Below are 24,649 nucleotides of genomic sequence, written 5' to 3'. Positions count from 1 at the left end.
GAACAGGTGGCAGCCAACGTGGCGCGCGCGGCAGCTTGGGCGGCGCATCGAAGGGCGCGTCCAGTGAAGCCAAGTGGCGGCCGGTCGGCCAATGGATTTTCCGGCGGCAATTGGCCGAGTACGACTGGAAATCCATCGGGCGGTACCTGCATCGCTCGGCGCGCACCTTGAGCTCGCGATGCCACGGTAGGTCGGCAGCCGGTGGGGCCATGGCCGGGCCGGCCGAGTGCATCAGGTCTCGCTTCGCATCTTCGAGCCGGTACAGGTCCGCAAACCGGGAACAAGTCATTGGTCGCATTAGAACTTGCTCAAAGAAGGAGGCGCGAAATCAATCTACGTGCGCTCCGGCTTGTTTGATTCAACACCCGAAGCATGTGAAGCGCTACTCGAGACTTTTGGACAGTTCATAAGGACCCTCCGTTGGTGGTAGCGAACGGCCTCATTCATGCCGCTATTTAGGAGTCTACTCTATCGGGATGACCGAATCGACCAATCGGCACGAGTCGTTGAACCTGATGTTTATCTGCTCACCTGCCTTACGAAACGCTCCAGGCGGGCCAGACCGTCATTCAGTTCCGAAATGGACGTGGCAAACGAGAGGCGAACGTACTCGCCGGCTCCTCCTTCGCCGAAATCGATACCATGTGTCAGTGCGACGTGCGCTTCTTCGAGTGCGCGCTTGCAGGACTCCATGGCATTTGGGCCCGTAGCCCTCTCGAACTCAGCCACCGAACTGAGCTACGCCATTGGCGGCTATCGCAAGCCATTGTTCCACAAGAAGGTGTAGCTTGTCATTCGTCGCGCCTTCGCAATCAGGCCATATCATGGCCATCCTCTCAATGGCCTTCGCGATGAAGGGCATTGCATATTGCAGTGGCATTGACGAAAGCTGTATGGCCTCTGGCTCCCCAGCGCGCAAATGCATTAATTGGTGTAGTGAGAGAGGTAGCGAATGCACGTACTGGGAGAGGAACATGATGACCGTCTCGTAGTAGCCGTGGTCGATTCCATTCACTGCATTCAACTCGCGGTGGGGTAGGTGACGCGCTTCACCTCGAGCGACCCTATGTTTCGCAGATTCCGATAGGCCGGAGAAAAATGGGTGGTTGGTAATCTGCTTCGCCAAAGCATCACCACTGGCACGGATGCTTTCGACTTGTGGGGCAGCAGACCTGATTAGTTCCAGCATGTCGAGACGACGCTTCTGGTCGTGCAGCTCCCACATCAATACCCGAAACTCTCGCTCGGAGGTGCTGATATCCACCGCTCCGATGTACCCCATGGCATCGTAGGTTTCGATGAGCGCCCGGCCAACCGCGCATGCAGATGGCAAATCCCACATTTCACCTCTCTGATGGACGTCGGCAGGCGGCGAAAGCTTTCTCAGACTGATGCCGTGACAAATCAGCTTGGTAAAAATTGTATCGACATACGGCATGTGCTGACCGTCGATAGGGCGCCCAGTGAGACGCTGGGATATCGAGGCGGCGTGAGCAATCAACGTATCGTATTCGGAGAGGATTGCCCGGTATCTTTCTGGTGTCATCGCACAACTCGCTAGCGTTAATTTAGGCGTGCTTTTACTAGCCGGCACGGGGTTTCGCTGCCAAAGTGCGGAAAAATTCACTCATGGCTACGCGATGAGTGCGCGTTCGACTACAGTTCGACTCCAGCCTTCTTCAATGCAAGCAGGGCCGACGCCCGAAACGGCATCTTGTTGTTGGTTCTCGATTGGCTATGCTTGAAGGCTTCGATGAAGTTGGGATGTAACGATTCAAGTTCCACTACATGACCGGCTACGTATCGAATCCTGGAGAGGACATCACGAAGCCACTTGTCGAAGTCAGTGGTGGGTGCCAGGACCACGGCCAATCCGCGATAGCTATCGGCCTCTTCGTCGACTTTCTTCATACTAGCCCGGCGCTGCTTCACGCGACGTTCAACTTCGAGAACGTAGATTGTCTTTTTCTCAAGTGTTTTCGGAACACTCGCTTGTATACGCAAGACTAGGATGCCGCGGGGCGGCTCAGTTTTGATGTCCCGCGTCACCCAGTTGCGAATGTCAGGTTTGACCTGCTCGTTTTCCCCGAAGGGCTGCAAGGCGATGAGTTCAGGAGTGTCGTCGTTGACGAAGCCGCGCTCCGCGTGAAACCATTGAATTCCGAGCAGGTTTTCTGGGTGATGAGCCTGTAGCGCCTGCAGGGCTCGCCACATCTCCAGGAGCGTGCCGTGAGCCATCACTATGCGATGTGCTTCGGGAACATCGAGTGCATCTGGCGATGTGAGTTGAACGCCAGGTTCATTTGAGCCATCGGGTGAAAGGACGATGCTCGACTGCCGTTCAAAAATGGTTGTAATGTCGCGCTTTGGGCCGAGAGGGAAGCGTTCCCCCTTGGGGTCGCGCCTTTCGGGCGGGGGGCTGCCGAAATTGTGTGCGTCGTTGGGGATGTGAACTTTCAGCTTCGACTCCGGAGGCAGCGTGAAATTCCGACGTCCCTCACGAGCTTGCTTGCTGCTCTGGTCGTCCTCTGAGCAGCTATCCTCTTCTTTCTTCATTTTCACAGCCACGATTCCGGGGCCGGTGGGTTCGCCGAGCAGTTCCATGCGCAGCGCGAGGAATGTCTGCCTCTCACGCACCCAGATTCCGCGTGCTGAGACTGGAACCTTACCCGAGAACCAGGGCTCGACACGAGGAAAGATTAGTTCCTGATTCTTGCTTTCGGTCACACACTGGTCGGCAATCGACTTAGCAGCGCGCTGGCCATAGGAAGTGTGCAGGATGTGGCCCAGGAAGGCTCTGTCGCCATCCTGCATCCGCTCGGTCGGGCGGATGACCCATTTTCCTTCCGTGCTCTTTTCGCGCGTCGTGTTCACCAAAAACAGTTTCATCGCGTCGTCCCAGGACATACTGCTCAGCGCGCGCGGTATCAGTTCCGAAACGCCGTAGCAGCGGAGAAAGAACTCCATGCATGGGACGAGGATGATGCGTTTGTCGGGGAGCGTAAACTCGAGCAACCAGCTACGTTCCTTGCGCTCATCTTTGGTCGAGGCGCGGTATCGGCCGTTCAACGGTGCAGGACGTCCCTCCTGTGTTTCCGTGATTGCGGAGAGGAGGCGCCAACGACCCGGAGAAAAGTCCAACTCTGTTAATCCAAAGTCGTCGTATCGGACTTCACCGACATGTCGTTTGTTCTGCCACACTGACCCGACGCGCAGCGCCCGAAGGTGGCTGAACGACACGTCTTTGTGGAACGGACGCGCATTTGCATCGTCCAGTTGCTGGAAGGAGACAGCGACCTTTCTGGTAACTCCGTTGACCAGATGAGGAGACATCCCGCCATAGCCGAGAACGGCGATGGGGTAGTCAGTATCTGGAATTCCTTCTCTTAGCTCGGAATGTCCCGTGTTCCTTGACCATTCATAACGCATGAACTACGTCCTCATGTAACGATGTGGAAGTCTTCTATTGCGAACTGAAAACTATAAGCGGTCGGGGTTTTCCTCCGCGGGATTAATGCCGAGAACCGCGTGAACTTTCGATAACGCTTCGTCTGCTTCAAGTCTTCGCTCGCCGAATTCAGTAGCCAGCATCGTCGAAACCTGTGCGAGGCTCTCGACGGCTATTCCCAGCGGCCGAGAAATTGCCTCCAACTGCGACCGTATCCAAGTTCGCGAGGGCGGGATAGCCATCGCAATACACAACAATGCCAGTAAGCCTAGCCAGACCTCGCGCGGGACATTCGCCGCCGCTTTTTTGGCTGCAGAATGAACCAACTTCGCTGCACCAGACAACGCTTTTAGGCCCAGTCCACCAAACGTGTAGCCGCTGACCTGAAATGTCACCTGAACAGCGGCCGCGCGGGAATAGGCGCGCAAAGTTGCCATCACGGCGATGGGCGCAACCTTGCCGCCCATCGCCGCGATGTCCTGGTCAGCAGTGACGATGATTGCGTTGATTTTCTCTTGTAGCCGAAGATATGGCACGTCCTTCGGGTCCCGGTATTCAACCCCGTCTTCAGGGATGCCGCCGACGTCTACCAACTTTATGAGGGTGCGCAAACGTCGCCAATGAGCAGTCAGTTCCTCGTGCTTGGCGCCCTTTTTGATGATGAGAGGGATGTACTTTTCGACTTCGCATTCAAGAAATGTTGGCGCCCACGCAATCACGGTTTCGACCTCGAGAACCTCGAGCAGCTCAGACCGCCCATGCGGATTCTTTCGCTTGGTTGTTGCCCAGATGAGTTCTTTAATAATGACGTTCGCGTCGAGTATCAGGTTGACCTGAAATAGTGACGCCAGCAGTGCGAGCGGTGCTCCATCAGCATAGAAACCTCTGAACTTCTTCAATGCGTCGGAACGAATGTGATTGTCTTGCATGGTATTCCCCGTAGCGCTTGAGTCGGCATTGGAGTGCCGGTTCCGCTTGATGAGTCCATTTATGACTTAATGCAGGGTGAGGTATGTGAGCGCCGTCTCATGCGTGCCATTGTGCCTCATTAATAAACGGCTCGTGAGGCGGTAATGTGGGATGTGCCGGCAGCCAGAGTGCTCCTCGCTGAAGAGGCGGTGGTTTGTGTTCGAACGGCGGCACAGGTCCTAGCAATGTGCTCAACCTACGACGGTGGCATTGGCGGGATGACGTAGGGCTTCCCCCATAGCTTCCGATGCTTCGCCATGTTTCTCGCGCATCCATCGGCTACTCTCCTCTAGCAGTTGGCCTGCGCAGTCGGCCAGCCCGTAGCGGTGCACCAAGTCAGTTACCGTTTCGACATGTCCGAAGAACAGCAAGGCGTTCAAAATGTGTTGCAAAGCCGAGGTTTTATCAAGTAGGTGAAAAGCAGAGTGCCGTAATCGGGCCTCGCCCGCGTTGCGGTCCGCCAAGAAGTCGCGAACTGACAGCTCGCGTTGCTCCTCGAATGCTTCGCTGTAGCGCATGTTGTCACGGGCAAAATAAAGTAATGCTTCGATTTCTCCGAACCCTTCGGGCGTTACTTCAGACATGAGGCGTGGCCAGGTCTCGTCCCGAATTTTTGTGTCTGCCTCGATTCCTTCGATAAACTGCTCAAATGTGTCCTTTTCGGCAAGCAACGAGTTTAGGTCCGGAGGAGCACCCGAATACCTTTCCCTCACAGTTTCAAGGTCGTGAAGCTCACGCCACGAATCGAAGAAAGTGCGCAATTGTCCAAGATTAGTATAGAGGAGTGGACGAGGTGCCTCGATGATTGCCGCCATTTCGAGGTTCTCTTTGATGAGGTTGACCGCTCGTGAGAACTCGTTTGAGCTAAGGTCGAAGTGCTGGCGAATACCCTTCTTCGCTTCATCAAACTCGTGAGTATTCCAATCATGCTTGGGAGGAAGCCGGTAGGCGACACAGATGAGGTCGAACCTTGACAGATGTGCTGTGTAGGTCTCGTATCCGTACTCGCGGCTGAGCGAATCTCCTACGTAATTCATGGTTCGAAGGTTTTCTATCAACGCGCCAAACTTCTTCCACAGAACACCGAGGTTGATAATTGCCAAGTCAGTTAGGTGTTTCTGATTCTCACGTCCGAACGGATAGCGGAAGACTTGTCCCGTTGCATCTACTTCTGCGAAGTCTGTAATGTCTCTATCGAGGGCCTCGACAACTTTCCTGTAGCGTCGGTCGACAACCACAGAGTGCTCCTTGAAGTAGGCCCACAAACGGCCAATATCGTGCGAAGTGTCGATGTCGACTTTCGGAAGACTGAGTTCGTGATGGACGAGCGAACGCAGGACGTCGATAGCCGCCTTGAGATACAACTCTATCGAGTGACGCATGTTGAAGCAGATTGGGTACACAAACGTATCAGTCGGATGCTTCAGTCCTCGGTGTCGCAAAACCTCGCCAAGCAGCACCTTCGCTGCGTCCGCGAAGCCTTCCGCATATTCTACGACGTCAGGGGAGCCGTTATCTCCTACGCATGCATTCGCCCACGTCGGCGGTGCATTTCTGAAAGTCTCGTTCGAAAACTTCGCTGGCATTTAAGTCTCGGAGTGGTCTTGCCGGTAAAAACCAGATTCTACGCGGCAACCTTGCTCTGTGTTCTCAGGCGCGCCATTTCGTCTTCGAATTCGGCCGTTTTTCCGACGCCGGCTTCGCCTACGACGACCACAACGTGCTTTGCATGCAGGTCAGACCTCACCATCTTTCGATGTATTGAGCATTCCGCGTCGACCTGATGCACATTAAGTTTTACAGACCTGAGATTGCATTCGGTCGGCTGATGAAGGGGCGCAATAGATTCTTCTTTTCTTGAATGCTGTTTCTGCACGACAGCCGCGCGGTATGGCATAGTGAGCCCATCATTCACGCGTAAGGGAAGCCGATGGCTACTCTCGGAAACATACAAGCGAAAATTGCGAAGCTGCAAGCTCAGGCGGAAGCTCTCGTCCGGAAAGAGTCTTCCGGCGCTCTCGAAAAAATCCACGGGCTGATGCAAAAGCACGGCATTACGACGGCAGACATCGAGTCGTTTATCGGCGGCAAGAAGCGTGGTCGCAAGTCGGCAGCCGCCGTTGCACCGAAGCAGGGCGCAGCCGCTGCGAAATATCTGGACCCTAAGACCGGCGCAACGTGGACTGGTCATGGGCGTGCCCCGGCGTGGATTGCGAATGCGAAGGACCGGACGAAGTTTCTCGTCGAGGTGGGTCCTGCGAAGTCAGTTCGTGCCGCGTCCAAGACAGCGAAGGCCGGGAACTACGTGCGAGGCCCACAGGCTCCGAAGTATCGGGACCCGAAATCGGGCGCGACCTGGAGTGGCCGTGGTCGCGCGCCAGCATGGCTCGCTGGCGCAAAGGACCCCTCAAAGTTCTTGATTGACGTTGCTGACGAAGCTACCTCGGCTGCGAAGCCGGCGGTCAAGAGGAAGAGCTCGGCACGCAGGAAGGTAGCGGTCAAGAAGCCGGCAACTGCGAAGAAGGTGCCAGTCAAAAAGGCGGCGACGAAGGCGCCTGTCCAGGCCTCGAAGAAGGCACCTGCTAGGAGGACTCCGGTGAAAAAGGCAGCAGCGAAGAAGGCAGCAGCGAAGAAGGCTCCGGCGAAGCATGTCGCCCGCCGAGCTGCAATCAGCGCGGTGGCCGACGCTGCTACAGTCGCGAATGTAGCCGGTCCGACCGAGGGCGCTGAGACCACCTGAGCGCACCTTTCAGTGTGAGTCGTGAACGATTCTCGCGACACTACATTCGCTTCGGGGAGAGTTGTTGCCTCTGCTCGAAGCGCATCTCCAGCGAAACGACCACCGCCGGTCTCGCTATGCTTTGACCGCTGCGCGGTCTCCTATCAGAGGGGCGCTTGAGCGGAGGGACTTCGAGCAGCCGGCGAGGACGTGCGGGTGGGGACCTTTGGTCTTCTGCTGGAAATGCTATTCACGGTGGCGATGTGCTTCCGGTGGCGGGCTGCGATGGCGTCTGCGTTTCACGATTCCTGCCGAAACAAGCGCCTCATCGCGCAGGGCGATTGTTATCGCAGTCTTCCGCACCTTCAGTGCATTCGGCCACAACCCCGTGGTGTAGAACTCGATAGAAATGACTTTACTCATGGGGCTGGAAAACGAGTCACGATGGGTCCTGATGTGCGCGGTCATTTCCCAGCATCATGCGAACGATTGATGGGTTGGCTTGCGAAAGATGCTCGATTTCCGCTTGGTAACCGTATAGTCGGTGGAGCACTAGGGCGATGGCGCATGAACGTGAATAACCGCCCTCGCAGTGTACGACTACTGACACCACCTCCGTCGACAGGGCCTCGATGAAGGAGTGAATCGCCTGAGCCTGCTCCGCGGTAAACGCGTGGACGAGCTTGCCTCGCGACTTCTTCGAGAGATTCGGGCTCAGGAAATCGACGTCTGCGAAGCTCAGGCGCAGCAAATGGGCGAAGCCATCGAGGCTCGCAGGCGGGCGTTCCGGTGCGGTGACCGAGATGATGGCAATCGACGGTGACCGCGGCAGTTTCTCGGCGTCACGTCGCGACAGCGCGAATACTTGGCGTGTGCCATTCGCCGGCCGCTTGTATAACTTGCCCAAAATATCCCGAAGCTGCCGTGTCATCTCGCCTTGTTCGCCCTCTGCTGGCGCTGCTTAACGGCTCTGTTAGCTTTGGCGCGCGTTGCGCGACACCGTTCCAACTCTTTGCAAAGCAAATCCATTTCAGCCTGCATGGTAGCGGCTCGTTGTAGAAGCCGTCCGACTTTGTACCAATACGCGTAGCCTAAGTCACCTTCGGCCATCGCCAGCTCGTGAATCTTGCGGAGGGCAATCTCCAGGTCGATGTGATTGTCTGAATGCATCTTGATTCTGTGTCATGAAGTGGTCTCGAGCAACTCAACTCGCAGCGCACTGCGGCATCCCCAGATTAGCGAGCCGCCACAATTTTCTTCGAGACTCCTGTCGCGGCAGTGCGTTAGCGCTGAGGAGTAGCCCAGATTTCCGGCAATGCCGCGGCTGATATCTCGAGGTCAACGTCCAGCGGATAGTGCCGGAGCAGTAGCAGTGCGGCGTCCTGAATTGCGTCGCGCGTGGCGGTGCTGGTGCGGGAGCCAAGCAGCTGCAAAAGCTTACGCGTTTCGATGACTGCTTTCGTGCGCTCATACGCTGTGGTCATGGGAGATTGACGTCGTAGCTTTGCTCAGGAGGAGCTGCGGGCCTGCGGGACGAATTGGTGCGCGAAGTCCTCGCAGATGCTCCAACGCTCTTCGCTCCCGATTGTCGTTCGCCCGGCGAGATACTTGCCCTCGACCAAGGCGGCGCAGAACTTCGACTTCGCGCCGATAACGATGCCGGACGTTGCCTCACGAGGGAAGTCATCAGGGACATTGGCTGGCTCTGTCGTGCTCTGCACTCCTGGCTAGCTTATGCACGCGACTCGGCGCGCTCAAGGTTGACTACCGGTGTGATGCAGTCGTCACAATAGACACGCCGCCAATAGTCTTCTCGAAACTTGCCCGGATTGCCGCAGCTCTCGCAGATGCATCGGGCACTCGCCTTCGCGATTTCTACGTACGCGCGGATGCGCGCCCAAGCTTCTATAGGACACATGTTCCCGTGCACGAGCGCTATTACGAGTTCACCCGCGACTTGTCCGATGTCGGTGCAGAGGGGAAGGAGCGGGTAGGTGGCACGGCCGGACGCCAGCGCACTATCCAGTTCGGCGAGCTTCTCCGGAAACTGAACCTGCTCGCGCCACAATGTTCGCAGCTCAAACTCAATGTCGCGCGCCAGCGCCTCGATGATTGGATACCAGCCGACTCCGCACTGAATGCCGAAGTGCGAGATGTTCGCAGGGTATGAATCGGGGTGATGCACCGCGCGAAAGAAGAGCGGGAATCGCGAGAACAGGTCATTCTGCCAAGCATTCAGCATCCACAAGCGTGGCTTGGGATGCAGCTCGGTGTTCACGGGTTCAACCAACTTGACCTGTCGGCGCACTGCCGGCGAGTTTTCAACTGACCGTGCGCGACGTTGTGCTCGAGGAGCAGTCACCAAGAATTCTCCGTTATTGACCTGCGGCAGGACGAACAAGTCCCTCGCCGGGAGTGATTTTGAAAGTAAAGCTCGCCGCCGACGTGCTCGTCGCGTGACGTTGACAATCGACGGTAGCGCGGCATATGAACGGACTGCTGGCCCGGGGCGTACGCAGTGTAATGGCTAAAATATGTAGTGTCGAGACTGCCAGTTTAAAAACTGGTAGTTTATGAACTGTAGATTTACTCGCTGCGATAGCGGATGCTCCTGCCCCATATGGCAGAGAACGTCGACGCGCGCCAGGCGGAAGTCCGCGGGCGAATCGCGAACAACCTCAAACTACTTCGCGGCAACCGAGGCATGTCCCAAGAGAAACTTGCGGACCGTGCTGGTTTGCATCGCACGCAGGTCAGCGCAATTGAGCGCGGGCGGTCCAACGTGATGGTTGATACGCTTGTATCGTTGGCTGCCGCGCTCGGCGTTGATGCAATTGACTTGCTGGTTGAGCGCCACGAAGAGCCGACGCCGCTTAAGGGCGGTCGGAAGAAGAAGTCTGAGCTTCCTCATTCGGAGTAGATTCCTTCCCGATTGAGTGTTACCGAGCGATGCCTCAGGCGACTAGGTAACATTGGTGCAAGTTAACCAGTCCAAGAAGCTTCTGACGCAGGGTTTGTACTCGAGACTACTGGCGAATGTTGCGACACGCCGACAGCCGGATGGGCGGAAGACCTGCTCGGAGTACCGGTTTCGACCACTGGTGGCACACCGAGGAGGCTGACCGATTGCGGCTTTGACGACTGATGACGTAAAGCGCGGCGAGCTTCCTGCAAAACGTCAGGCGCTCCCACTCTCAGAAAAATACATGACAACTCTGGCAGACCTGAAACCAGTAACGAAGCAGCTCGTCCGAGACATCGCCGAGAAAGTCGGTGTGCCTATGACAACGCAGTACGATTGGTGCTTCAAAGGCGATGGCGGTCCCTACCTGGTCAACATCTGGCATGACGGCATGGATGAGGCTGGCGACGAGATTTTCTTTATCGACACCGCTTCCGACTGGGCGCAAGATAATATCGACACGGCCACTCCAGTCCAGTTGAATCGTGCGGACGCCGTATCTGCGCTGATGGTAGAAGCCTACTACCGCAAGAAGCCGATTCATGTGGCTATCCTCGACGGAGTACGGAGAAAGAAGGGGCTGAGAGAGACGAGCGAGGCTCATCAGCGCGAGCTTGACCCTGTCCTCTGGTACCCTCATCACCGAAATGAAGAACGGCGGATTGTGGTTATCCGCGGCAAGCCGCAACCGGCCGAGTTCGACGGCTACGCCGAAGACCAAGAGTATGAGAAACAGCACAAAGCCCCTCCGGCTCCTGCTGTTCCTGCGAAGAAGGTCATAGCTCCGGCCACGGCGATTTACGAGCGTGACTCGGCGGTAGTGCGTGCAGCGAAGCTGCGAGCTGCAGATGGGAGCTGTGAGCTATGTGGCAAGAGGGGGTTTGTGACGGCAAGTGGCGCGTACTACTTGGAAGCGCACCATGTCATTCCGCTGAATTGCGGTGGGGCTGACGATGAACGAAATGTTGTCGCTATTTGCGCGGACGACCATCGGCAAGCGCATTTCGGAGAGGACCGACATGAACTCCGTGACACCATGATTTGGGACGTACTTGCGAAAAAATATCCTCATGACGAGGAGTTCTTCGAAGGTCTCGACGAAAAGTCCCATCAAATTGCTCAAAACGAAACCAGCTTAAGGCGGTTAGAAGAAAATAAAGTTGAAACGTAGGACGGAGGTTTCCGGCCGTTGAACTGTCGGTCTCAATGAAAGCCATGCGATTCGACTCGCAGCGACCCGAGCATATTAGAGGGGTCTACCATGTGCTTGGCAACGAGCTGCATGACTTTTTCCGACCTGCCAGATGCCGTACACGGCGAGCAATGATGCGCCGCGATGGTCACGTTTCTCGGGTGTGCGGTGTATCAGATGGGTTGTAAAGAAAGGACCACCTCGGCTTCATCACAGAAATGATTCCATTGTGAAAATGCTGCCATGTCTACCAAAGAAAAGGTTGCGAAGAAACCGCGTGTGAAGCGGAGCCCGTCGGTTCCCGGTCAAGCATACGGCTACCTAGTTCAAGAGGTTCGGGTCCTATGGCATCTTCTACATGCGAGGACCGGTGATGTAGTGGCATTCGAGCACGTTGGCGACGTCTCCACCCAGGCCGCAGATGGCCGAGTCGTATCCGAAGAGGATAAGAGTGGGTTCACTTACAATCCGATTGCGGATAGAGCAGTTTCTCTATGGAAAACCCTGGCGAACTGGATTGATGCTCGGCGTGCCGGCTCACTGCCGGCAGCGTCAATATACGTTTTGTACGTGGCACAACCGTACGACGGCCCAATAGCGGACGAGCTGCACCGCTGTAACAAAACCGACGAGGCCCTCCAACTTGTCGCGAAGCTTCGGAAACACTTCGCAGACGACCTCGAAACGGATGTCAGTAAGAAAGCGGCCAAAGGCGCCGTGACGAAGGGGGGCAAGCGGGCCATCGCCGCAGGCGATGGCAGTGCTGTTGTCAGCGACGATGGTGACGACGAAAAGAGCCCCGCAGCGCTCATCAAGCAGCTTCGTAGAGTGTTTGACCATGACGACGAGGTTATCGCCTCCATCGTGGTCTATTTTTCCATCGAGAAAGGGACCGCCTCTCCAGTGAACGAGGTAAGGGGCGCAATTTCTGCGAGTGTTCCCGACGAGCACGTAAACGAAGTGACCGAATCCCTTCTCGGCTGGACGAAGACCCAAGTGATGGCGCAGATTGAAGCGCGGCGGGTTGTCGGAATCGCCTACGATGACTTCAGGGCGTATCGCCTCATCGTCCACGAGCGAGTGCTGGGAACTCTGAAAGCGTTCCCAGAGCACACGTTAATACCCCAGAGAAGTGAAATCGAAGAGCATCTCGACGGCTCGATATTTGTCCGTCAGCTCAACGTTCTTGAACTGAAGGAAGACAGAATTGAAGCCTATATCAAAGACTTCTTGCGGGCGTCGTCTGCACGGACGTCCTGGGCGGCTCTTGGGTATCTGAACTCGAACAGCCTCGGGCCATTCGTTGAAGAGCTTCAAGACCACTGGCAGCAAAGTGCACTGGAAGTAGAGACACTCGACACGGATAAGACACCGATTCAGCAGGGAGTGAAGCTTCTCATCCTCTGTATGAAAAAAGATATGCGAATTCAGAAGGTGGATGTTCCTGCCTATTTCTCCCGGGGAAGCTTTCACGAGATTGCGAACGAACTAAAAATTGGGTGGCATCCCGATTGGAAGGCGCTCGTTGCCACGCCCGCGGAATAGGTCCCTTATGCTTAACAAAGAGATGTGGCAGGTCCAAAACCCTGGACTCGGTGCCGCCTTGATATGGCAGTTCGGGCGCGCGTTCGCGTCCCAGACCGAGGCGGCAGTGCCGCTTCCATATGCATTCTTCGTTATCCCATTGCTGTACAACAAATCGACTCTTGATGTCGTTGTTAAGACCAATAAGGGGCTGCGCAAGATTGAAGAAAAGCTGACCAACGATGAGTCTATCGCGACGACGGCGCAAACGAACGTTCTGAACATGCGTAGCCTGTCGAGTGAGAGTCTCGCTATTGCTCTTCGGGCTGGCCTGGTCGCGGTCCAGGCGGAAGACGCTACATATCGTTCTCGTGTAACGGCGCCTCCGATATTGGATGGGAAGATGCCAAAAGAACTCATGAAGGCAGCTGAAAAATTGGGACGTTGGGCCGCAGAGGTGTCGTTGCGGGAATTCTGCTTCGTTTTTCGTCTGGAGTTGTAGATTGAAGCTGCAAATCATCGAACTCATCTTGTGGCCGCGGAAGGCAGGCATTGCCCCTCAGGTTGTACCGTTCGAGCGAAACAAAGCGAACATCATCACTGGGGCATCGAAGACCGGAAAGTCGTCGATTATCCCAATCATCGACTACTGCCTGGCATCTGAACGCTGCGCAATCCCGGTTGGCGTTATCCGTAAGGCAGTCGCTTGGTTCGGCATAGTGGTTGATACCGACGAGGGGCTGATGTTGCTTGCTCGGCCTGAACCGGGGAGGCAGTCAACCTCTACCGATATGTACGTCAAGCCCGTGACGGAAGGGGCGACTCCTTTGGATGTTCCCGTCGCGAATACGAACGTCGACAGGGTCAAGCTGACGATGGACCGGCTGGCTAGGCTGACGCGCCTCGGTACAGACGCTCAAAACACTACGAGTGGCTACGCCGGCCGTCCCAGCTTCCGGGACTTGATGGCGTTCTGCTTCCAGCCGCAGAACTTGGTCGCCAATCCCGACGTTCTTTTCTATCGTGCGGACACAACTGAGCACCGAGAGAAACTGCGGGCGATATTCCCCTATGTTCTGGGCGTCACGACGCCAGAAATCCTTGAGAAACAGTGGGAGTACGAAAGCCTTCGGAGAGCGGTGCGCGTGCTGGAAAAAGAGCTGGCTGCTTACGAGCGGGCGTCCGCGACTTGGCGAGCCAACCTTGGAAACTGGGTGACGGAGGCTTATGAGCTCGGATTTTTGCCAGTAGATTCGCTGAAGGATGCTGAGGAGCCAGCCATATTGGAAGCTCTCTCGGGGTTGACCGCGGCCAACTTGCCCGACCCCATCCCAAGTGCCGAAGTCATCGCGAAAGCTGCTGATGAGTATGGGCAGTTGACAAAGCAAGAGGCGCAACTGACCGCTGAGATAGCTGAAGTTCGGCATCGCATGAGCCGACTTTCTGACCTTCGGTCTTCGGTCAATCAGTTCGAACTATCACTCGGTACGAGGCAGGAACGTCTTGGACTTTCAAGGTGGCTGCGCGTTCATACGGAAGAGACAGTCGACGCAGCTTGTCCTGTGTGCAGCCAGTCTCTCGATGGTCACGCTGAGAAAGTCGAGACACTTGTCGATGCGCTTGTGGTTGTCGAGTCCGAAGCGCGGCGAGTTGCACGTGCGCCGTCGGTGTACGACCGAGACTGGGTCGCTTTGGAAAAAAAGCTGCGTGAGCTCGTCGATGCGCTCGGCGCAGTCGCCGCAACCAGGAAAGGAATTGAGGCGCGGAATCAGCGAGCGAGGCAGCAAAGGTTGTTGGTGACGCAGGCCGCCCGCTTCATCGGTGCGCTTGAACAAGCACTCGAAGTATATAAAGGCAGAGAGAGCAGCGCGTCACGAGACGAACTCGACAAAATGTTGGCTCGCATTGAACAGTTGAAGGCTGAGCTGTCAGGCCACTCCTACCACGCAAGGCTTGAACGGGTTCAGACACGGCTCACGCGGTGGATGGGGCGAATTGCCGAGAACCTTGATGCCGAAGACGAAGATGCCGCGGTGCAACTCGACATGAAAGAGCTGACCGTCAAGGTGAGTAACGAAAATGGCGGCTCTGACTACCTTTGGCAGCTCGGAAGTGGTGCAAATTGGCTCACCTACCACGTTGCAGCACTTCTGGCGCTCCATCTTCTGTTCTCGCGAGAGCAGCACTCACCTGTTCCAGGGCTGCTCGTTTTTGACCAACCGAGTCAAGTGTATTTTCCTAGGCGGCTCACGGACGGCAGCATCGAAGAGAACTACAAGGTACCGGACGAGGATTCGGATGCCGTGAAGCGATTCTTCAAAACCTTTGGCGCGGCTGCGTCCACATACAAAGGCCACCTGCAGATTATTGTGCTTGACCATGCAGGGCACCAGTTCTGGGATGGACAGAAGGGCATTCACTTCGTCCAAGAGTGGCGGAACGGGGTCAAGCTCGTTCCGACATCCTGGCTGGAAGAAGGAGAGAGCGCCGAGCACGATGGCGCGTAAATCTTGAGACGTCGCCGAACAGGGCCTGCCAGTCGCACGCGCAGGGAGCGTCCTACAGACGGGCTGTGCCGGAGCCCAGATGTGAAGCACCCCGGCGCGCCGGCGACGTGAATTCAACGTTGGATGGGCTCCATCAGCATCGACCAGAAATATTCAGCGGCTCCTGTGTCAGACAACTTGTCGGCTACACCTCTCGCCATGTTCATCATCGGCTTCAGGTACAGGGTTTGACTGTCCTCGGTGACGGTGAGCGCTTCGTTGAAGCTGTTCGTGTGCGTGGCAATTTGGCTTGAATAGGTAATCTCGCGGTTGCTGTTTCCGCCGAAGGCGCCGCCGTGTGCGACGCTGCATTGCGAGATGCTCTTGCCGTCCTTATAGATGCTCGCAGTGAAGCGGCGGCCATCGATGCGCGAGAATCGTCCTTGAAACTGACTGTGCCGCTTCTCCAACTCCAGAAGCGAACCCTCAAAGAAGCGGGCGATAAAGTCAAAGGTCTCCGAAGCGAACGTATCCCTATCGAGGTCCGAGAACTGATGTTTCACGCGCAGGTTGCTGGACCGGGGTAATTGCGTGTTGAACCCGGGCTCAACTGCTGCCGGCCTCGTCAACGGAGCGCTTGCCGGCGCTGCGTCATGCGCACGCGGCGCTGGTGACGCCGATTTTGCTGCGACTGCAGTGCGGATGGACTTCGCGATATTGGCGAACGCCTCGTCCTGGTTCGGCCAGGACGTCACGGGCTTGCCGTCCGTCGGGACCGCGTTCAGTTTGCCGAATGGGGCACTGTGCCAGTCGCAAGCGCGCAGGATGACCGGGATGACGCGTGCCTGGCCAGCCTCATGGCGCTCGATTGCCCGCTTCATTTCCGTCGCGAAGCAGTATTCCGATGCGATGAAGTTCGCGCTGACTAGCAGCAAGATGATGTCTGCTCTTTCGAGCTGCTCGTCGATACTGTCGTCGAAGTTGTCGCCCGCGACGATGCGCCGGTCGTGCCATGCAGAAATGAGCCCCTCGCGCTTCAGCAGCGAGAGGTGCACTTCGAGCTGGTCGCGCAGTGCCTCGTCTACGTGTGTGTATGAGAAGAAAACTGATGCCATGCAGGTGTCCACCAAGAAATTCAGGCCGTTGTCGAAGCCGTTGATGCGGTTTCCACGATAGCACGAGGATGTGGCCAAGCGGTCGCATGGAGTGGAGCACTCCGCGCCGGCACGCACGCTGTTCAGTAGCTGACCAGGTCGAGTTCCCGGATGCGGATTGCCATAGCGGTCGGCGACATGCCGAACTCTTCCGCGAGCGATTTGAAGTGGTTGCCGAGCCCGAACTTCCGCGCGGTTGCCACCGCACGCGGGAATTCTAGGGACCCCGTTTTCGACCGGAGAAGGTCCTGAGCGCCGTTGCCGGCGATGGCGAACGCGACGCGGTCGTCCAGGTGAAGCATGTCGGTGCCAAATCGCTCTTCGAAGGCGCGGCGCAAAAGCTTCTCTGGGGCAAGGAAGCATGCGGCAAAGAAATTGGCCTCCCGCTCGCGACGGTCGGGAACAGGGGCGTCGCCAAGGAGCGGGCGGTCTCGATGAAGCGACAGTCCAGGGTGTAGGACGATGTGGCCGAGTTCGTGCGCCCCTGTAAACCGCTGGACCTCGTACGGAAGATTTCCGGCAATACGGATAGTTGAACGTTGCACGTCGACCAGCCCCGCGACCTGATACTGGGCATTGCCGACACCGTGCACGCCTAGTGAGCCGGCCACCACTTCATATTCGATTGCATGGACGGCAGCAGCGTGGTCAGGGCGGAAAAGCTGCAGCAGGTGCGGGACGGTGCTGTGGGTTGTCCCTGCGCGTTGCCAGATTTCAAACTGGAAACGCCGCACCTCCGCCGCGATGGCAACTTTGTCGATGTCGTGCATGTGGGAACCCCGAACAGGTTTCATCATATAACACTAGATATAGTGCTTCACATGCCAATATATACAACTGATTGTAGGGTTTGCAAAAATTTTAATTGGAGTCGCACCCTTTTATTGGCGATTCACCATGGCATTTAATTGCGCGGTCGTTCGGGGCTTCGTGTAGGGCCGAGGGAGCGCCTGACGGAGCATCTAATCTTGGGCATGCGTAGACGCGGAGCGGCGGGGAGCTTACTGCGGGCTGCGGTGTCCGCGGTGCCCTTCAGAAGTGAAGAGAGCCGCAGACATATTGACTGTAGATGTGTCCTAGACTGCGATGGGCGCAGCGATACTGGGGTGCGGGTTGTAGCCAACGATTTCGAAATCCTCAAACTTGTAGTCGTAAATCGAATCGGGGCGCCGCTTGATGTTCAGTTTGGGCAGCTCGCGAACATCTCGTGCGAGCTGTGTCTGAATCTGCTCCATATGGTTGGAGTACGCATGCAGGTCACCGATGCTGACGATGATTTCGTGTGGAATCAGGTCGCATTGTTGCGCGACCATGTGCGTCAGCAGAGCCAGCGAAGCGATGTTGTACGGGAGGCCGAGGAAGCTGTCCGAACTGCGGATGTATAGCAGCGATGACAGCTTGCCGTTCGCAACGTAGAACTGGTAGAGCAGGTGACATGGCGGCAATGCCATGAGACCTTGCTTCGCGTTCTCTTGCGGGCTGATGGACTCGTTCGGGAGATACTCGGGGTTCCAGCCATGGAACAGGATGCGCCGGCTGTTTGGCTTCTCCCGGAGCGTCTTGATGACGTAGTCAATCTGGTTGATGGTCCCGCCGTCCTTGGTCGGCCAGGCGGTCCATTGCTTGCCGTAGACGGGGCCGAGCTCGTTGTCTTCGGTGGCCCACTCGTTCCAGATGGAGACGCCGTTCTCTTTGAGCCAACTGACGTTTGTGTTGCCGCTCAGGAACCAGATAAGCTCGTTCGCGATGCTCTTGAAATGAAGCTTCTTCGTGGTCAGCAGAGGGAAGCCCTTCGCCAAGTTGTGTCGGAGTTGGCGGCCAAACACAGACGTCGTCCCCGTGCCTGTGCGGTCGCCTTTCTGGACACCGTTCTCCAAGATGTCTTCTAGGAGTTCGAGGTATTGCTTCATGTCGCTATCCAATTATTCGGATACCCGCCCAGGAGGCTGTGCGAGTGAAATTTTGCTTCGAGAAATGAGGGCTTGAATCTCAGTCTCTTGATTCGCGATGATGGTCTTGAGGGACAGAACTTCCGCGTAGAGCAGCGCATTCTGTTCGAGGATGAGCTTGATACGCTGCCTCAGCAGACGGGGCGTGGCTTCGGGCTTTTCTTCCTCGGAAAGCGAACTGGAGTCCGCAGTAGCTCCGCTCTTTATGCCGTCCTTGATAGCTCTGAGGCGGACTAGCGCCCACTCACGACCGCGAATTGAATTCCGAGACAAACCTGTCATATCGCAGACGGTCGCCACGGTCGCTTTGCGTTTGCCTCGCTTCGAAGTGTCTTCAAGCTCCATCAGGGCATCGGTAATGAGTCTATCATTTTTCTCTTTGGCGGCTTCGTGGTACTCAACCAGCTCAGTTGGGCGGCCATCAGTCATGAGAGACCCCCGAATCGAGCTTGGACAGGTGCTTGTCCAACTGTTCCACGAGACCGAGCCAGATGACCTTATGGCTTTGTCTGGTCTCGAGTTGGGCCTCATTGAGCGCAGCCTCTCGGCGCATCTTCAGTATACTCGCCGACCGAGCAGTGATGACGTGGCTCGAGCAGTCCGGGTCGCACCGATGGTCGCCATAGCATGGCGGATTTTCATTGTCGGCAAGCTCAAGGAAGTTCTTGTCGCAATGTCCAATGCTGGTCGGCATCAACGTGACGCCGGTCCGAGCCAGCTCCTTGATGTATGCTTCGCGTTCCTTGCCGAACAACGCCATGCCGTTGAAGAAGGCGTCAATTCTCGCCTTGTGTGCTTCCCCGCCGCCGCCGGCAAACTTAGCGTCTTCCGCCAACACGCTGGCGAGCGATTCATGCCGAGATGTCGCGAGACGATTCGTGACGCTCGTCGTCAGCCTCTTCCGAATCTGGCCGTACCCAGCCGTAACTGCATTGGGCATGGTGGTGAATTGGCTGTGGAAGTGCTTGAGTTGCATGCTGATAAACGGTAGGCCGACCTCTTGGTTCGCGAGCTGAGCGGCCAGCGTCTCTCGAAGCTGGTGAACCGAAAAGAGCCAGTTGTCGAATACCCCTTCCGTATCAATCTTCTTAATCCATTTTGAGATTCGCTGGGCGAGCGTACCCTCTGCGTAGGCTCGCTTGCCTTGCCTTCCTCGTCCTAGGGACGGGCTGGAAATAAGATAGTTATTTCCGGTTTTGCCCGTGATGAACATCAAAATGTCGTAAGCGTCTCTTGTCAAATCTATTGCGAGCCAGCCATCGATGATGGGCGTTTCCTCCGGTCGATTTTTAACGACCTTTGAAAGCAAGAACCAATAGCCCAGTTGGAATTCCAGGCAGTCTCTCTTCATGTACGATGTCTCTGACCTACGAACGCCTGTAAGAACGAGGAGAATCGCTATCGAGGCTACATGTCCAAAGTCAATGACGTCTTTGATTTCGTTGCGGGAGTATTGATACTCCTTGTAAAACTTCTCCGCCTCCCATAGATAGCTGTCGTAAAAGCCGTTGATTGCCTCAGCAGCGCCTTCACTGTTTGACCATTTGGAAGCCTGTGCTATGACCTGGCAATCCTTGTCGTAAATCGGGAGTCCGAGTGCAGACTTGAAATTGGCGATGGCTGACTTGCAAGACGCCATAAGGAAGAGAAACTGCTCGTCCCGTAGTGTGTCGATGCCTTTATAATCGGGGGCGGCCGGCCAGCGAATCGAGCGGTCTTTCAAATCCAGCTTGGTCCATTGGAGCGGAGCGCTCAAATTTTGTTGGACGACGGTATCCGAAATGAGACCAAGTGCGCGCTGTAATCCTTGTTTGCTCCCACGGAATGTGGAAATGGATTTTTTCAGTGTGGAAAACGGTATGTCACTAAGATTGACAATTTTGGTGTCCCCCTCATTTTTGTTCCCGCTAATAAGGTGAGAGAGAAAGTTCGCTAAATCAGAAATTCGTCCATAAACAGTGATTGGCTTCAATTTCCCGCTAGGTGCACGAGAGCGTGCCAGAAGCTTTGGGAATTTTGCTTGGATGACCGCGGCAATCTTCAAATCTTCGACTATTTCAGGTGTCAAGCACAGGTCATATTTGCTTGAAGATTTCGATGCGGCGTGCCCGAATGTCGTGCCTCTCCCATGGATGAAATCTTGCCAAACAATGCTGCTAGAAGTCGGCCCGGTGTATCGTTCCGAGTCTGGGTCTCTGAACGGCCAGACAGGGTCTCCGAATTTTCCATCAAATATGGGCATATCTGCACGAAAGCGTACTGTCCCATTAATCACATCGGTGTTGATGGACGACAGTGCAGGTTTTTTCATAGTTGCATCCCCTGATAAATCAGATGGTCAACTAAAATTTCATCGTAGGTGGTGGCTCTATATTCCGCTAGCCTAAGAGTGGCGGCGTCAAAAACCACGTCCTCTGCCAAAATTCCATCTATAAGCTTAATTGTGTCCTCGAAAAGTCCTTTTCGATTTTGTATGGCAGGAGATTGTGTCTCGAGGGCTACTCCTAAGCGGCGGCGATAGGTAATCAATTTTGGCAATGAATGCTCTGTCACAACGGCTCGGTCACAGCGGAGACACATGTTCCAATTTTTGCATGGCGTTCCCTCCTTATATTTCGTAACTGCTCGTACATCCTTACTCGGATTGAAGGGGTTCTTGCAGCCACATCCGGACAGCGTTTCGTAAAAAATATCTCGGTCGGAATCCATCTTGGCGGCTTCGATTCTCGAGGCTGCATCAGCCAATTCTTTCTCTTTTGCCGACCGCTCAGTAAGGGCAGTGAGTGCTTGTGAGATAGTACGATGGAAGGCCGGCTGTAGATTTCTGCTTTGGACATAGCTTCCCGTGGTGCTGATGTCTGCGTGTCCCAAGGTGACCTGAACGTCGAAAAGCGTCGCACCGGCGAGCACCATATTCGTTGCCAAGGTAGGGCGGCAGCGAGACAAAGTGAATCTGAATTTCTTGCCAATGGCCTTCTCGAGTCGCTCCTCCGCGAAAAATCGGTTGTACCAGGTCGCAACCTTTCCCTTCGGCTCTATCGCGACAATTTTTTGAGTATCGGTTTTGTAGTAGTGGTCCACATCTTCGAAGATAAATAACCGATTGGCGATATTGGCAGGTGCAAGCTTCCTTATCTCTGCGGTCAGGCAGATGACCATTGAGAGCAGCTTTTCTATCTGTTCTGCCGCTTTCTCGTCCGGGAAAATTTCTTCAATAATAGGAACATGCAATTCTCTCTCGGCCGGCCTTCTGCTGGTTGCTGACCTATTTTTCGCGTAGGTAAGAACGGGCTGTCCGGTAAGCCGATGTTGCTTTTGGAAGCTGTCAATCTCTAGTTTCTTCAACGCTTCGACATTCAGTCCTGAAACTACTGCAAGCTCGGCGGCCAGTGGCATGATGAGCCGGTCATCAATAAACGGCCATACGCCCCATCGCATAAAGAGACTGCGGATGCGGGAGAGCCTGCATCCATATGAAGGTATCAGGTGCCATTTTTCCCGATAGATTCGGTCGTACATCTTCTTGGCGTCACATTCGAATTCGTTTTCAAAGAGCCACAATAGCGCGCGCTCGTCCTTGTGAGGGACGTAGATGGGAGTGATTCCGACACTCTGTTCGGGCGAGCATCCTTTACGAAGCCTTGAGGAAATAACGCGGTGACTAACACCATACCGCGTTCCAGCCGCCCTCAAGGATTCGTAGACGACCCCTTCAACTTCAAAATTCTCGACTTTATCAAAGGTCGGGCACGGTTCTACGCCGACTGCCTGCGCAGCCGTCCATCCTGTTCGCATTCGCTCGGAAATGCGTTTATATGACACGCCGAAATGTTTCGTCGCCTCGTTGGCAGAGTATGTTTTGCCGTCGATTACCAAAGGTGCGAGTTCAAATTTGTTGGGGCGGAAACGGATTCCCTTGCCGGTGGACTTATACCCAAGCAACACGCTATTGGCTAATCCGACCCAGCGAGCAATGGCAGCGTTGACCAACTCTTCTTCTTCCGAATCATATGCTGATTTTTGGTTCGTTTCTGGAACGCCTTTCGATAAAGCTGCGTTATAGACCACGGTATCGATGATTCGAAGGCTATAGGCTAAACGCATGACCTGCCGCACAATTTTGTGCGCGCCATAGCGAGTTTTGCTGGTGATGTCGTTCCTCGAAATCAGCCACTCGTTGAAATTGCTCAATGCATCATGTTCCCAGTATCTGCTCAAGTAAAACCGATTGTCTTTCTTGAGCTCAGGGTATGAGGCGTTAGTCTCGATTACAAATTTAATATATGTATTTTTCGCCCATTTAATTCCGGAGACATACGGTTCGACATGTTCTGACTCAAGCTGCTCAAACATCCATTTTATTTGAGCGTGAGGGTCGTCAAAGGTCGGCTCCGGTGCTTTATATAGGAGTTCGACGAAGTTAGCCATTGTGGCCACGCTTTTCCGTATGTTGTAGAGAACCGAGAAACGTCTGTTCGCGGATGAATTCCGCCTCGTGGAGTCGGTTGATTTCTTTACCTTTTATGGTCAACTTGGTCAGCAGCGCCGCCGGGACCTGGGTGTAAATCTCAGTCGTTTTCAAAGACGCGTGTCCCAACATCTGCTGGATGAGCAGCATCTTCTCCTCGTAGGTCTTTCCGATGTCAGACCTCAGAACGGAATAGGCGGTCCCGTGACGGAACCAGTGTGTCGAAACGTCATGATGAACATTGGAGCGGCGGACAGCTTCTTTGAACTGCTTTGAAGCGTTCCTCGTGCTCCATTTCAATTGGTTGCAGGTCAGGAACGCAGGCTTGTGGGGGTCGTTAATGTTCCAATCAGGGGCGAGCTTGTATTCAATGCTGGCGTGATACCGCTTGATTCGGTTGAGCACTGCGCGAGAAATCAAAGTCGTCTTCTCGGAGCTGTTTCCGCCTCTTCCCTTACTGCGCCTCGCGACAAAAGGAAGGAACTCGTGAGCGGTATCGAAACGCGCGAGGTCAGGAATATCGCTTCTTTTCAGATTCGCAACTTCCGAGATTCGGAGGCCGGAATCAAATTGAGTGTGAAACATGCAACGCTCGCACTCGTTGTACATGCTGTTCAGAATCTGGACGACGTACTCTGCAGGGATGAACTTAGGGCTGAGCGCCTTCGGTGTCCGCGTGATGTAGGGAAGCATCCCATCGCGACCATAAGGCGAGTTTTCGGGGTCTCGAAGTCGCCCCGCATCTTTCGTCGAGAGCCACTCCATCAGTGTTCGGATGGCGACCTCGCGACTATGAACGGTCGTGGGCTCGAGGCCTTCATCCTTCCTCATATGATTCAACCATGCCGTCAGGTGCTGCCGGCTCAAGCGCAGGATGTTTTCATCCACGGTCAGGTGCGGAAAGGGGCCGCTCTTCTCAATCCAGCGGCACAGGTAACTTGCCGTGCGGCCGTACTGAACGGCGGAACTTAGCGCATTTGAGACGCCTGCGGCCTCTACGAGGCTCTTGACCCAGTCGGTCACCGTCTCGACGATAGCTCCACGGCTATCTAGGATGCAATAAACCGGGCCGCTGCTCCGCGCTGCGGTCAGGTCTAGCGAATGTCCTTTCGATTGGATGGTGACCGTCTTAGGGACGGTTCCTATCTGGATGAACTGCGCACCAAGAAAGTCATCGGCTGCCATCGCTGTCCCGCCCCCTTTATCTCGAGGATGTCCGCGCGGCCTGTGGTCCGCTGGGATACACAGTAGGAACTATTTTGATTAAAAGTTAGAAATTTTTTTTAAAATAAATTGATGGTCCGTCATCTCAGTTTGAAAAATTTTCGGGGAACGGGATGCGAGCAGGTGCGGCGGAAGTTGGAATCGAGCGTTCGTTGATTGAATGGTGCCGACTTCTAGTTGTTTTAAATGTCGGTTTGGCGGCCGGAAAATTCCCCTGTTTCTGGATTTTTGGTTGTTGTTTGGCCTGATTTTTTAGGTTCTGTAAACACATCTACGAGAACCAGCTCGACATGCTGCAGCAGCAGCTCACGCGCGAGCCGTACGAAAGCCCGCGGCTCGAGATTGCCGAGCGCGTGCCCGACTACGCGAAGACGGGTGTCTATGCGCCCGAGTGGCTCGAGCAGATCGAGCCGTCGGACTTCTCGCTCGTCGGCTATCGTCACCATGAGCCGCTGACCGCGCCGATGGCGGTCTGATCGCGCGGCCCGGGCGGTTTCACCGACCCGCGGCTCCAGCAGAAAGAAGGCCCGACCGGCATCAGCCGGTCGGGCCTT

Annotated in this window: 20 protein-coding genes and 1 pseudogene; 7 read left to right on the top strand and 14 right to left on the bottom strand. The window is 55.4% G+C overall.

Annotation, left to right across the window (positions count from 1 at the left end):
• Positions 1–721: 721 nt before the first annotated feature.
• The 4 genes from GD429_RS01750 to GD429_RS01735 all read right to left on the bottom strand — a co-directional run bounded on the left by GD429_RS01750 (position 722) and on the right by GD429_RS01735 (position 6,003).
• Positions 722–1,546 (bottom strand): hypothetical protein, encoded by an 825-nt coding sequence (locus tag GD429_RS01750; protein WP_034196319.1) that lies wholly within the window; start codon positions 1,544–1,546, stop codon positions 722–724.
• Between the two features lie 110 nt (positions 1,547–1,656).
• A complete protein-coding gene (locus tag GD429_RS01745; protein ID WP_152855391.1) occupies positions 1,657–3,429 on the bottom strand; it encodes a hypothetical protein in 1,773 nt (590 codons plus the stop codon).
• A 51-nt stretch (positions 3,430–3,480) separates the two neighbouring features.
• Positions 3,481–4,377 (bottom strand): PIN domain-containing protein, encoded by an 897-nt coding sequence (locus GD429_RS01740; protein WP_080289067.1) that lies wholly within the window; start codon positions 4,375–4,377, stop codon positions 3,481–3,483.
• 231 nt (positions 4,378–4,608) lie between these two features.
• Positions 4,609–6,003: a hypothetical protein gene (locus tag GD429_RS01735; RefSeq protein ID WP_152855390.1), complete on the bottom strand. Its 1,395-nt coding sequence runs from the start codon at positions 6,001–6,003 to the stop codon at positions 4,609–4,611.
• A 344-nt stretch (positions 6,004–6,347) separates the two neighbouring features.
• Here GD429_RS01735 and GD429_RS01730 point away from each other — a divergent pair, with 344 nt between their 5' ends.
• Positions 6,348–7,157, top strand: coding sequence for an H-NS family nucleoid-associated regulatory protein (locus GD429_RS01730; RefSeq protein WP_152855389.1), 810 nt, complete (start codon positions 6,348–6,350; stop codon positions 7,155–7,157).
• A 418-nt stretch (positions 7,158–7,575) separates the two neighbouring features.
• On the opposite strand, the gene GD429_RS01725 is transcribed toward GD429_RS01730, so the two are convergent.
• The 3 genes from GD429_RS01725 to GD429_RS40235 all read right to left on the bottom strand — a co-directional run bounded on the left by GD429_RS01725 (position 7,576) and on the right by GD429_RS40235 (position 9,414).
• Positions 7,576–8,067, bottom strand: a complete 492-nt coding sequence (locus GD429_RS01725; protein WP_152855388.1) for a hypothetical protein — start codon at positions 8,065–8,067, stop codon at positions 7,576–7,578.
• Positions 8,068–8,419: 352 nt separating this feature from the next.
• Positions 8,420–8,620, bottom strand: coding sequence for a BPSL0761 family protein (locus tag GD429_RS01715; protein WP_027805384.1), 201 nt, complete (start codon positions 8,618–8,620; stop codon positions 8,420–8,422).
• Between the two features lie 248 nt (positions 8,621–8,868).
• Positions 8,869–9,414 (bottom strand): hypothetical protein, encoded by a 546-nt coding sequence (locus GD429_RS40235; RefSeq protein ID WP_321574343.1) that lies wholly within the window; start codon positions 9,412–9,414, stop codon positions 8,869–8,871.
• Positions 9,415–9,741: 327 nt separating this feature from the next.
• Between GD429_RS40235 and GD429_RS01705 the strand changes: the two genes are divergently transcribed.
• From GD429_RS01705 to GD429_RS01685, 5 genes are all read left to right on the top strand, one after another.
• Positions 9,742–10,056, top strand: coding sequence for a helix-turn-helix domain-containing protein (locus tag GD429_RS01705; protein ID WP_119566615.1), 315 nt, complete (start codon positions 9,742–9,744; stop codon positions 10,054–10,056).
• A gap of 214 nt (positions 10,057–10,270) precedes the next feature.
• Complete coding sequence (locus tag GD429_RS01700; RefSeq protein ID WP_152855387.1) at positions 10,271–11,269, top strand: HNH endonuclease signature motif containing protein; 999 nt, start codon at positions 10,271–10,273, stop codon at positions 11,267–11,269.
• 264 nt (positions 11,270–11,533) lie between these two features.
• Positions 11,534–12,835, top strand: a complete 1,302-nt coding sequence (locus GD429_RS40230) for an ABC-three component system protein (RefSeq protein WP_193727033.1) — start codon at positions 11,534–11,536, stop codon at positions 12,833–12,835.
• A 7-nt stretch (positions 12,836–12,842) separates the two neighbouring features.
• Complete coding sequence (locus GD429_RS01690) at positions 12,843–13,316, top strand: three component ABC system middle component (RefSeq protein WP_124714686.1); 474 nt, start codon at positions 12,843–12,845, stop codon at positions 13,314–13,316.
• Position 13,317: 1 nt separating this feature from the next.
• The gene (locus GD429_RS01685; protein ID WP_152855386.1) at positions 13,318–15,321 is read left to right on the top strand and encodes a DUF3732 domain-containing protein; all 2,004 of its coding nucleotides are present in this window, start codon (positions 13,318–13,320) and stop codon (positions 15,319–15,321) included.
• A 113-nt stretch (positions 15,322–15,434) separates the two neighbouring features.
• On the opposite strand, the gene GD429_RS01680 is transcribed toward GD429_RS01685, so the two are convergent.
• The 7 genes from GD429_RS01680 to GD429_RS01650 all read right to left on the bottom strand — a co-directional run bounded on the left by GD429_RS01680 (position 15,435) and on the right by GD429_RS01650 (position 24,056).
• Complete coding sequence (locus tag GD429_RS01680) at positions 15,435–16,493, bottom strand: toll/interleukin-1 receptor domain-containing protein (RefSeq protein WP_227791514.1); 1,059 nt, start codon at positions 16,491–16,493, stop codon at positions 15,435–15,437.
• 44 nt (positions 16,494–16,537) lie between these two features.
• Entirely contained in the window at positions 16,538–17,224 is a 687-nt protein-coding gene (locus GD429_RS01675; protein ID WP_051656958.1) for an ImmA/IrrE family metallo-endopeptidase, read from the bottom strand.
• Positions 17,225–17,530: 306 nt separating this feature from the next.
• The gene (locus GD429_RS01670; protein WP_027805393.1) at positions 17,531–18,364 is read right to left on the bottom strand and encodes a thymidylate synthase; all 834 of its coding nucleotides are present in this window, start codon (positions 18,362–18,364) and stop codon (positions 17,531–17,533) included.
• Positions 18,365–18,376: 12 nt separating this feature from the next.
• Complete coding sequence (locus tag GD429_RS01665; protein ID WP_027805394.1) at positions 18,377–18,832, bottom strand: hypothetical protein; 456 nt, start codon at positions 18,830–18,832, stop codon at positions 18,377–18,379.
• Positions 18,825–20,714 carry a site-specific integrase gene (locus GD429_RS01660; protein ID WP_152855385.1) on the bottom strand — a complete coding sequence of 630 codons (1,890 nt, stop codon included), beginning with the start codon at positions 20,712–20,714 and terminating at the stop codon, positions 18,825–18,827. Before GD429_RS01660 ends, GD429_RS01665 begins: the two co-directional genes overlap by 8 nt.
• On the bottom strand, positions 20,711–22,831 hold the full coding sequence (locus GD429_RS01655; protein WP_152855384.1) for a tyrosine-type recombinase/integrase: 2,121 nt from the start codon (positions 22,829–22,831) through the stop codon (positions 20,711–20,713). Before GD429_RS01655 ends, GD429_RS01660 begins: the two co-directional genes overlap by 4 nt.
• Complete coding sequence (locus GD429_RS01650; protein ID WP_152855383.1) at positions 22,824–24,056, bottom strand: tyrosine-type recombinase/integrase; 1,233 nt, start codon at positions 24,054–24,056, stop codon at positions 22,824–22,826. The genes GD429_RS01655 and GD429_RS01650 overlap by 8 nt, the downstream gene beginning before the upstream one ends.
• A gap of 305 nt (positions 24,057–24,361) precedes the next feature.
• On the opposite strand from GD429_RS01650, the pseudogene GD429_RS01645 reads away from it, so the two are divergent.
• Positions 24,362–24,571: pseudogene (locus GD429_RS01645) on the top strand (thymidylate synthase); the annotation flags it as partial.
• Between the last annotated feature and the right edge of the window lie 78 nt (positions 24,572–24,649).

The sequence above is a fragment of the Burkholderia sp. BE17 genome (genome assembly GCF_009362305.1).
Lineage (GTDB): Bacteria > Pseudomonadota > Gammaproteobacteria > Burkholderiales > Burkholderiaceae > Burkholderia > Burkholderia pyrrocinia_C.
This window is presented reverse-complemented; position numbering and strand designations above follow the sequence as displayed.

What these genes read in the sequence shown, in the direction of transcription:
- GD429_RS01750 (WP_034196319.1), bottom strand. Translation starts at nt 1,546, where the DNA reads ATGACACCAGAAAGATACCGGGCAATCCTCTCCGAATACGATACGTTG.
- GD429_RS01745 (WP_152855391.1), bottom strand. Translation starts at nt 3,429, where the DNA reads ATGCGTTATGAATGGTCAAGGAACACGGGACATTCCGAGCTAAGAGAA.
- GD429_RS01740 (WP_080289067.1), bottom strand. Translation starts at nt 4,377, where the DNA reads ATGCAAGACAATCACATTCGTTCCGACGCATTGAAGAAGTTCAGAGGT.
- GD429_RS01735 (WP_152855390.1), bottom strand. Translation starts at nt 6,003, where the DNA reads ATGCCAGCGAAGTTTTCGAACGAGACTTTCAGAAATGCACCGCCGACG.
- GD429_RS01730 (WP_152855389.1), top strand. Translation starts at nt 6,348, where the DNA reads ATGGCTACTCTCGGAAACATACAAGCGAAAATTGCGAAGCTGCAAGCT.
- GD429_RS01725 (WP_152855388.1), bottom strand. Translation starts at nt 8,067, where the DNA reads ATGACACGGCAGCTTCGGGATATTTTGGGCAAGTTATACAAGCGGCCG.
- GD429_RS01715 (WP_027805384.1), bottom strand. Translation starts at nt 8,620, where the DNA reads ATGACCACAGCGTATGAGCGCACGAAAGCAGTCATCGAAACGCGTAAG.
- GD429_RS01705 (WP_119566615.1), top strand. Translation starts at nt 9,742, where the DNA reads ATGCTCCTGCCCCATATGGCAGAGAACGTCGACGCGCGCCAGGCGGAA.
- GD429_RS40230 (WP_193727033.1), top strand. Translation starts at nt 11,534, where the DNA reads ATGTCTACCAAAGAAAAGGTTGCGAAGAAACCGCGTGTGAAGCGGAGC.
- GD429_RS01690 (WP_124714686.1), top strand. Translation starts at nt 12,843, where the DNA reads ATGCTTAACAAAGAGATGTGGCAGGTCCAAAACCCTGGACTCGGTGCC.
- GD429_RS01675 (WP_051656958.1), bottom strand. Translation starts at nt 17,224, where the DNA reads ATGCACGACATCGACAAAGTTGCCATCGCGGCGGAGGTGCGGCGTTTC.
- GD429_RS01670 (WP_027805393.1), bottom strand. Translation starts at nt 18,364, where the DNA reads ATGAAGCAATACCTCGAACTCCTAGAAGACATCTTGGAGAACGGTGTC.
- GD429_RS01665 (WP_027805394.1), bottom strand. Translation starts at nt 18,832, where the DNA reads ATGACTGATGGCCGCCCAACTGAGCTGGTTGAGTACCACGAAGCCGCC.
- GD429_RS01660 (WP_152855385.1), bottom strand. Translation starts at nt 20,714, where the DNA reads ATGAAAAAACCTGCACTGTCGTCCATCAACACCGATGTGATTAATGGG.
- GD429_RS01655 (WP_152855384.1), bottom strand. Translation starts at nt 22,831, where the DNA reads ATGGCTAACTTCGTCGAACTCCTATATAAAGCACCGGAGCCGACCTTT.
- GD429_RS01650 (WP_152855383.1), bottom strand. Translation starts at nt 24,056, where the DNA reads ATGGCAGCCGATGACTTTCTTGGTGCGCAGTTCATCCAGATAGGAACC.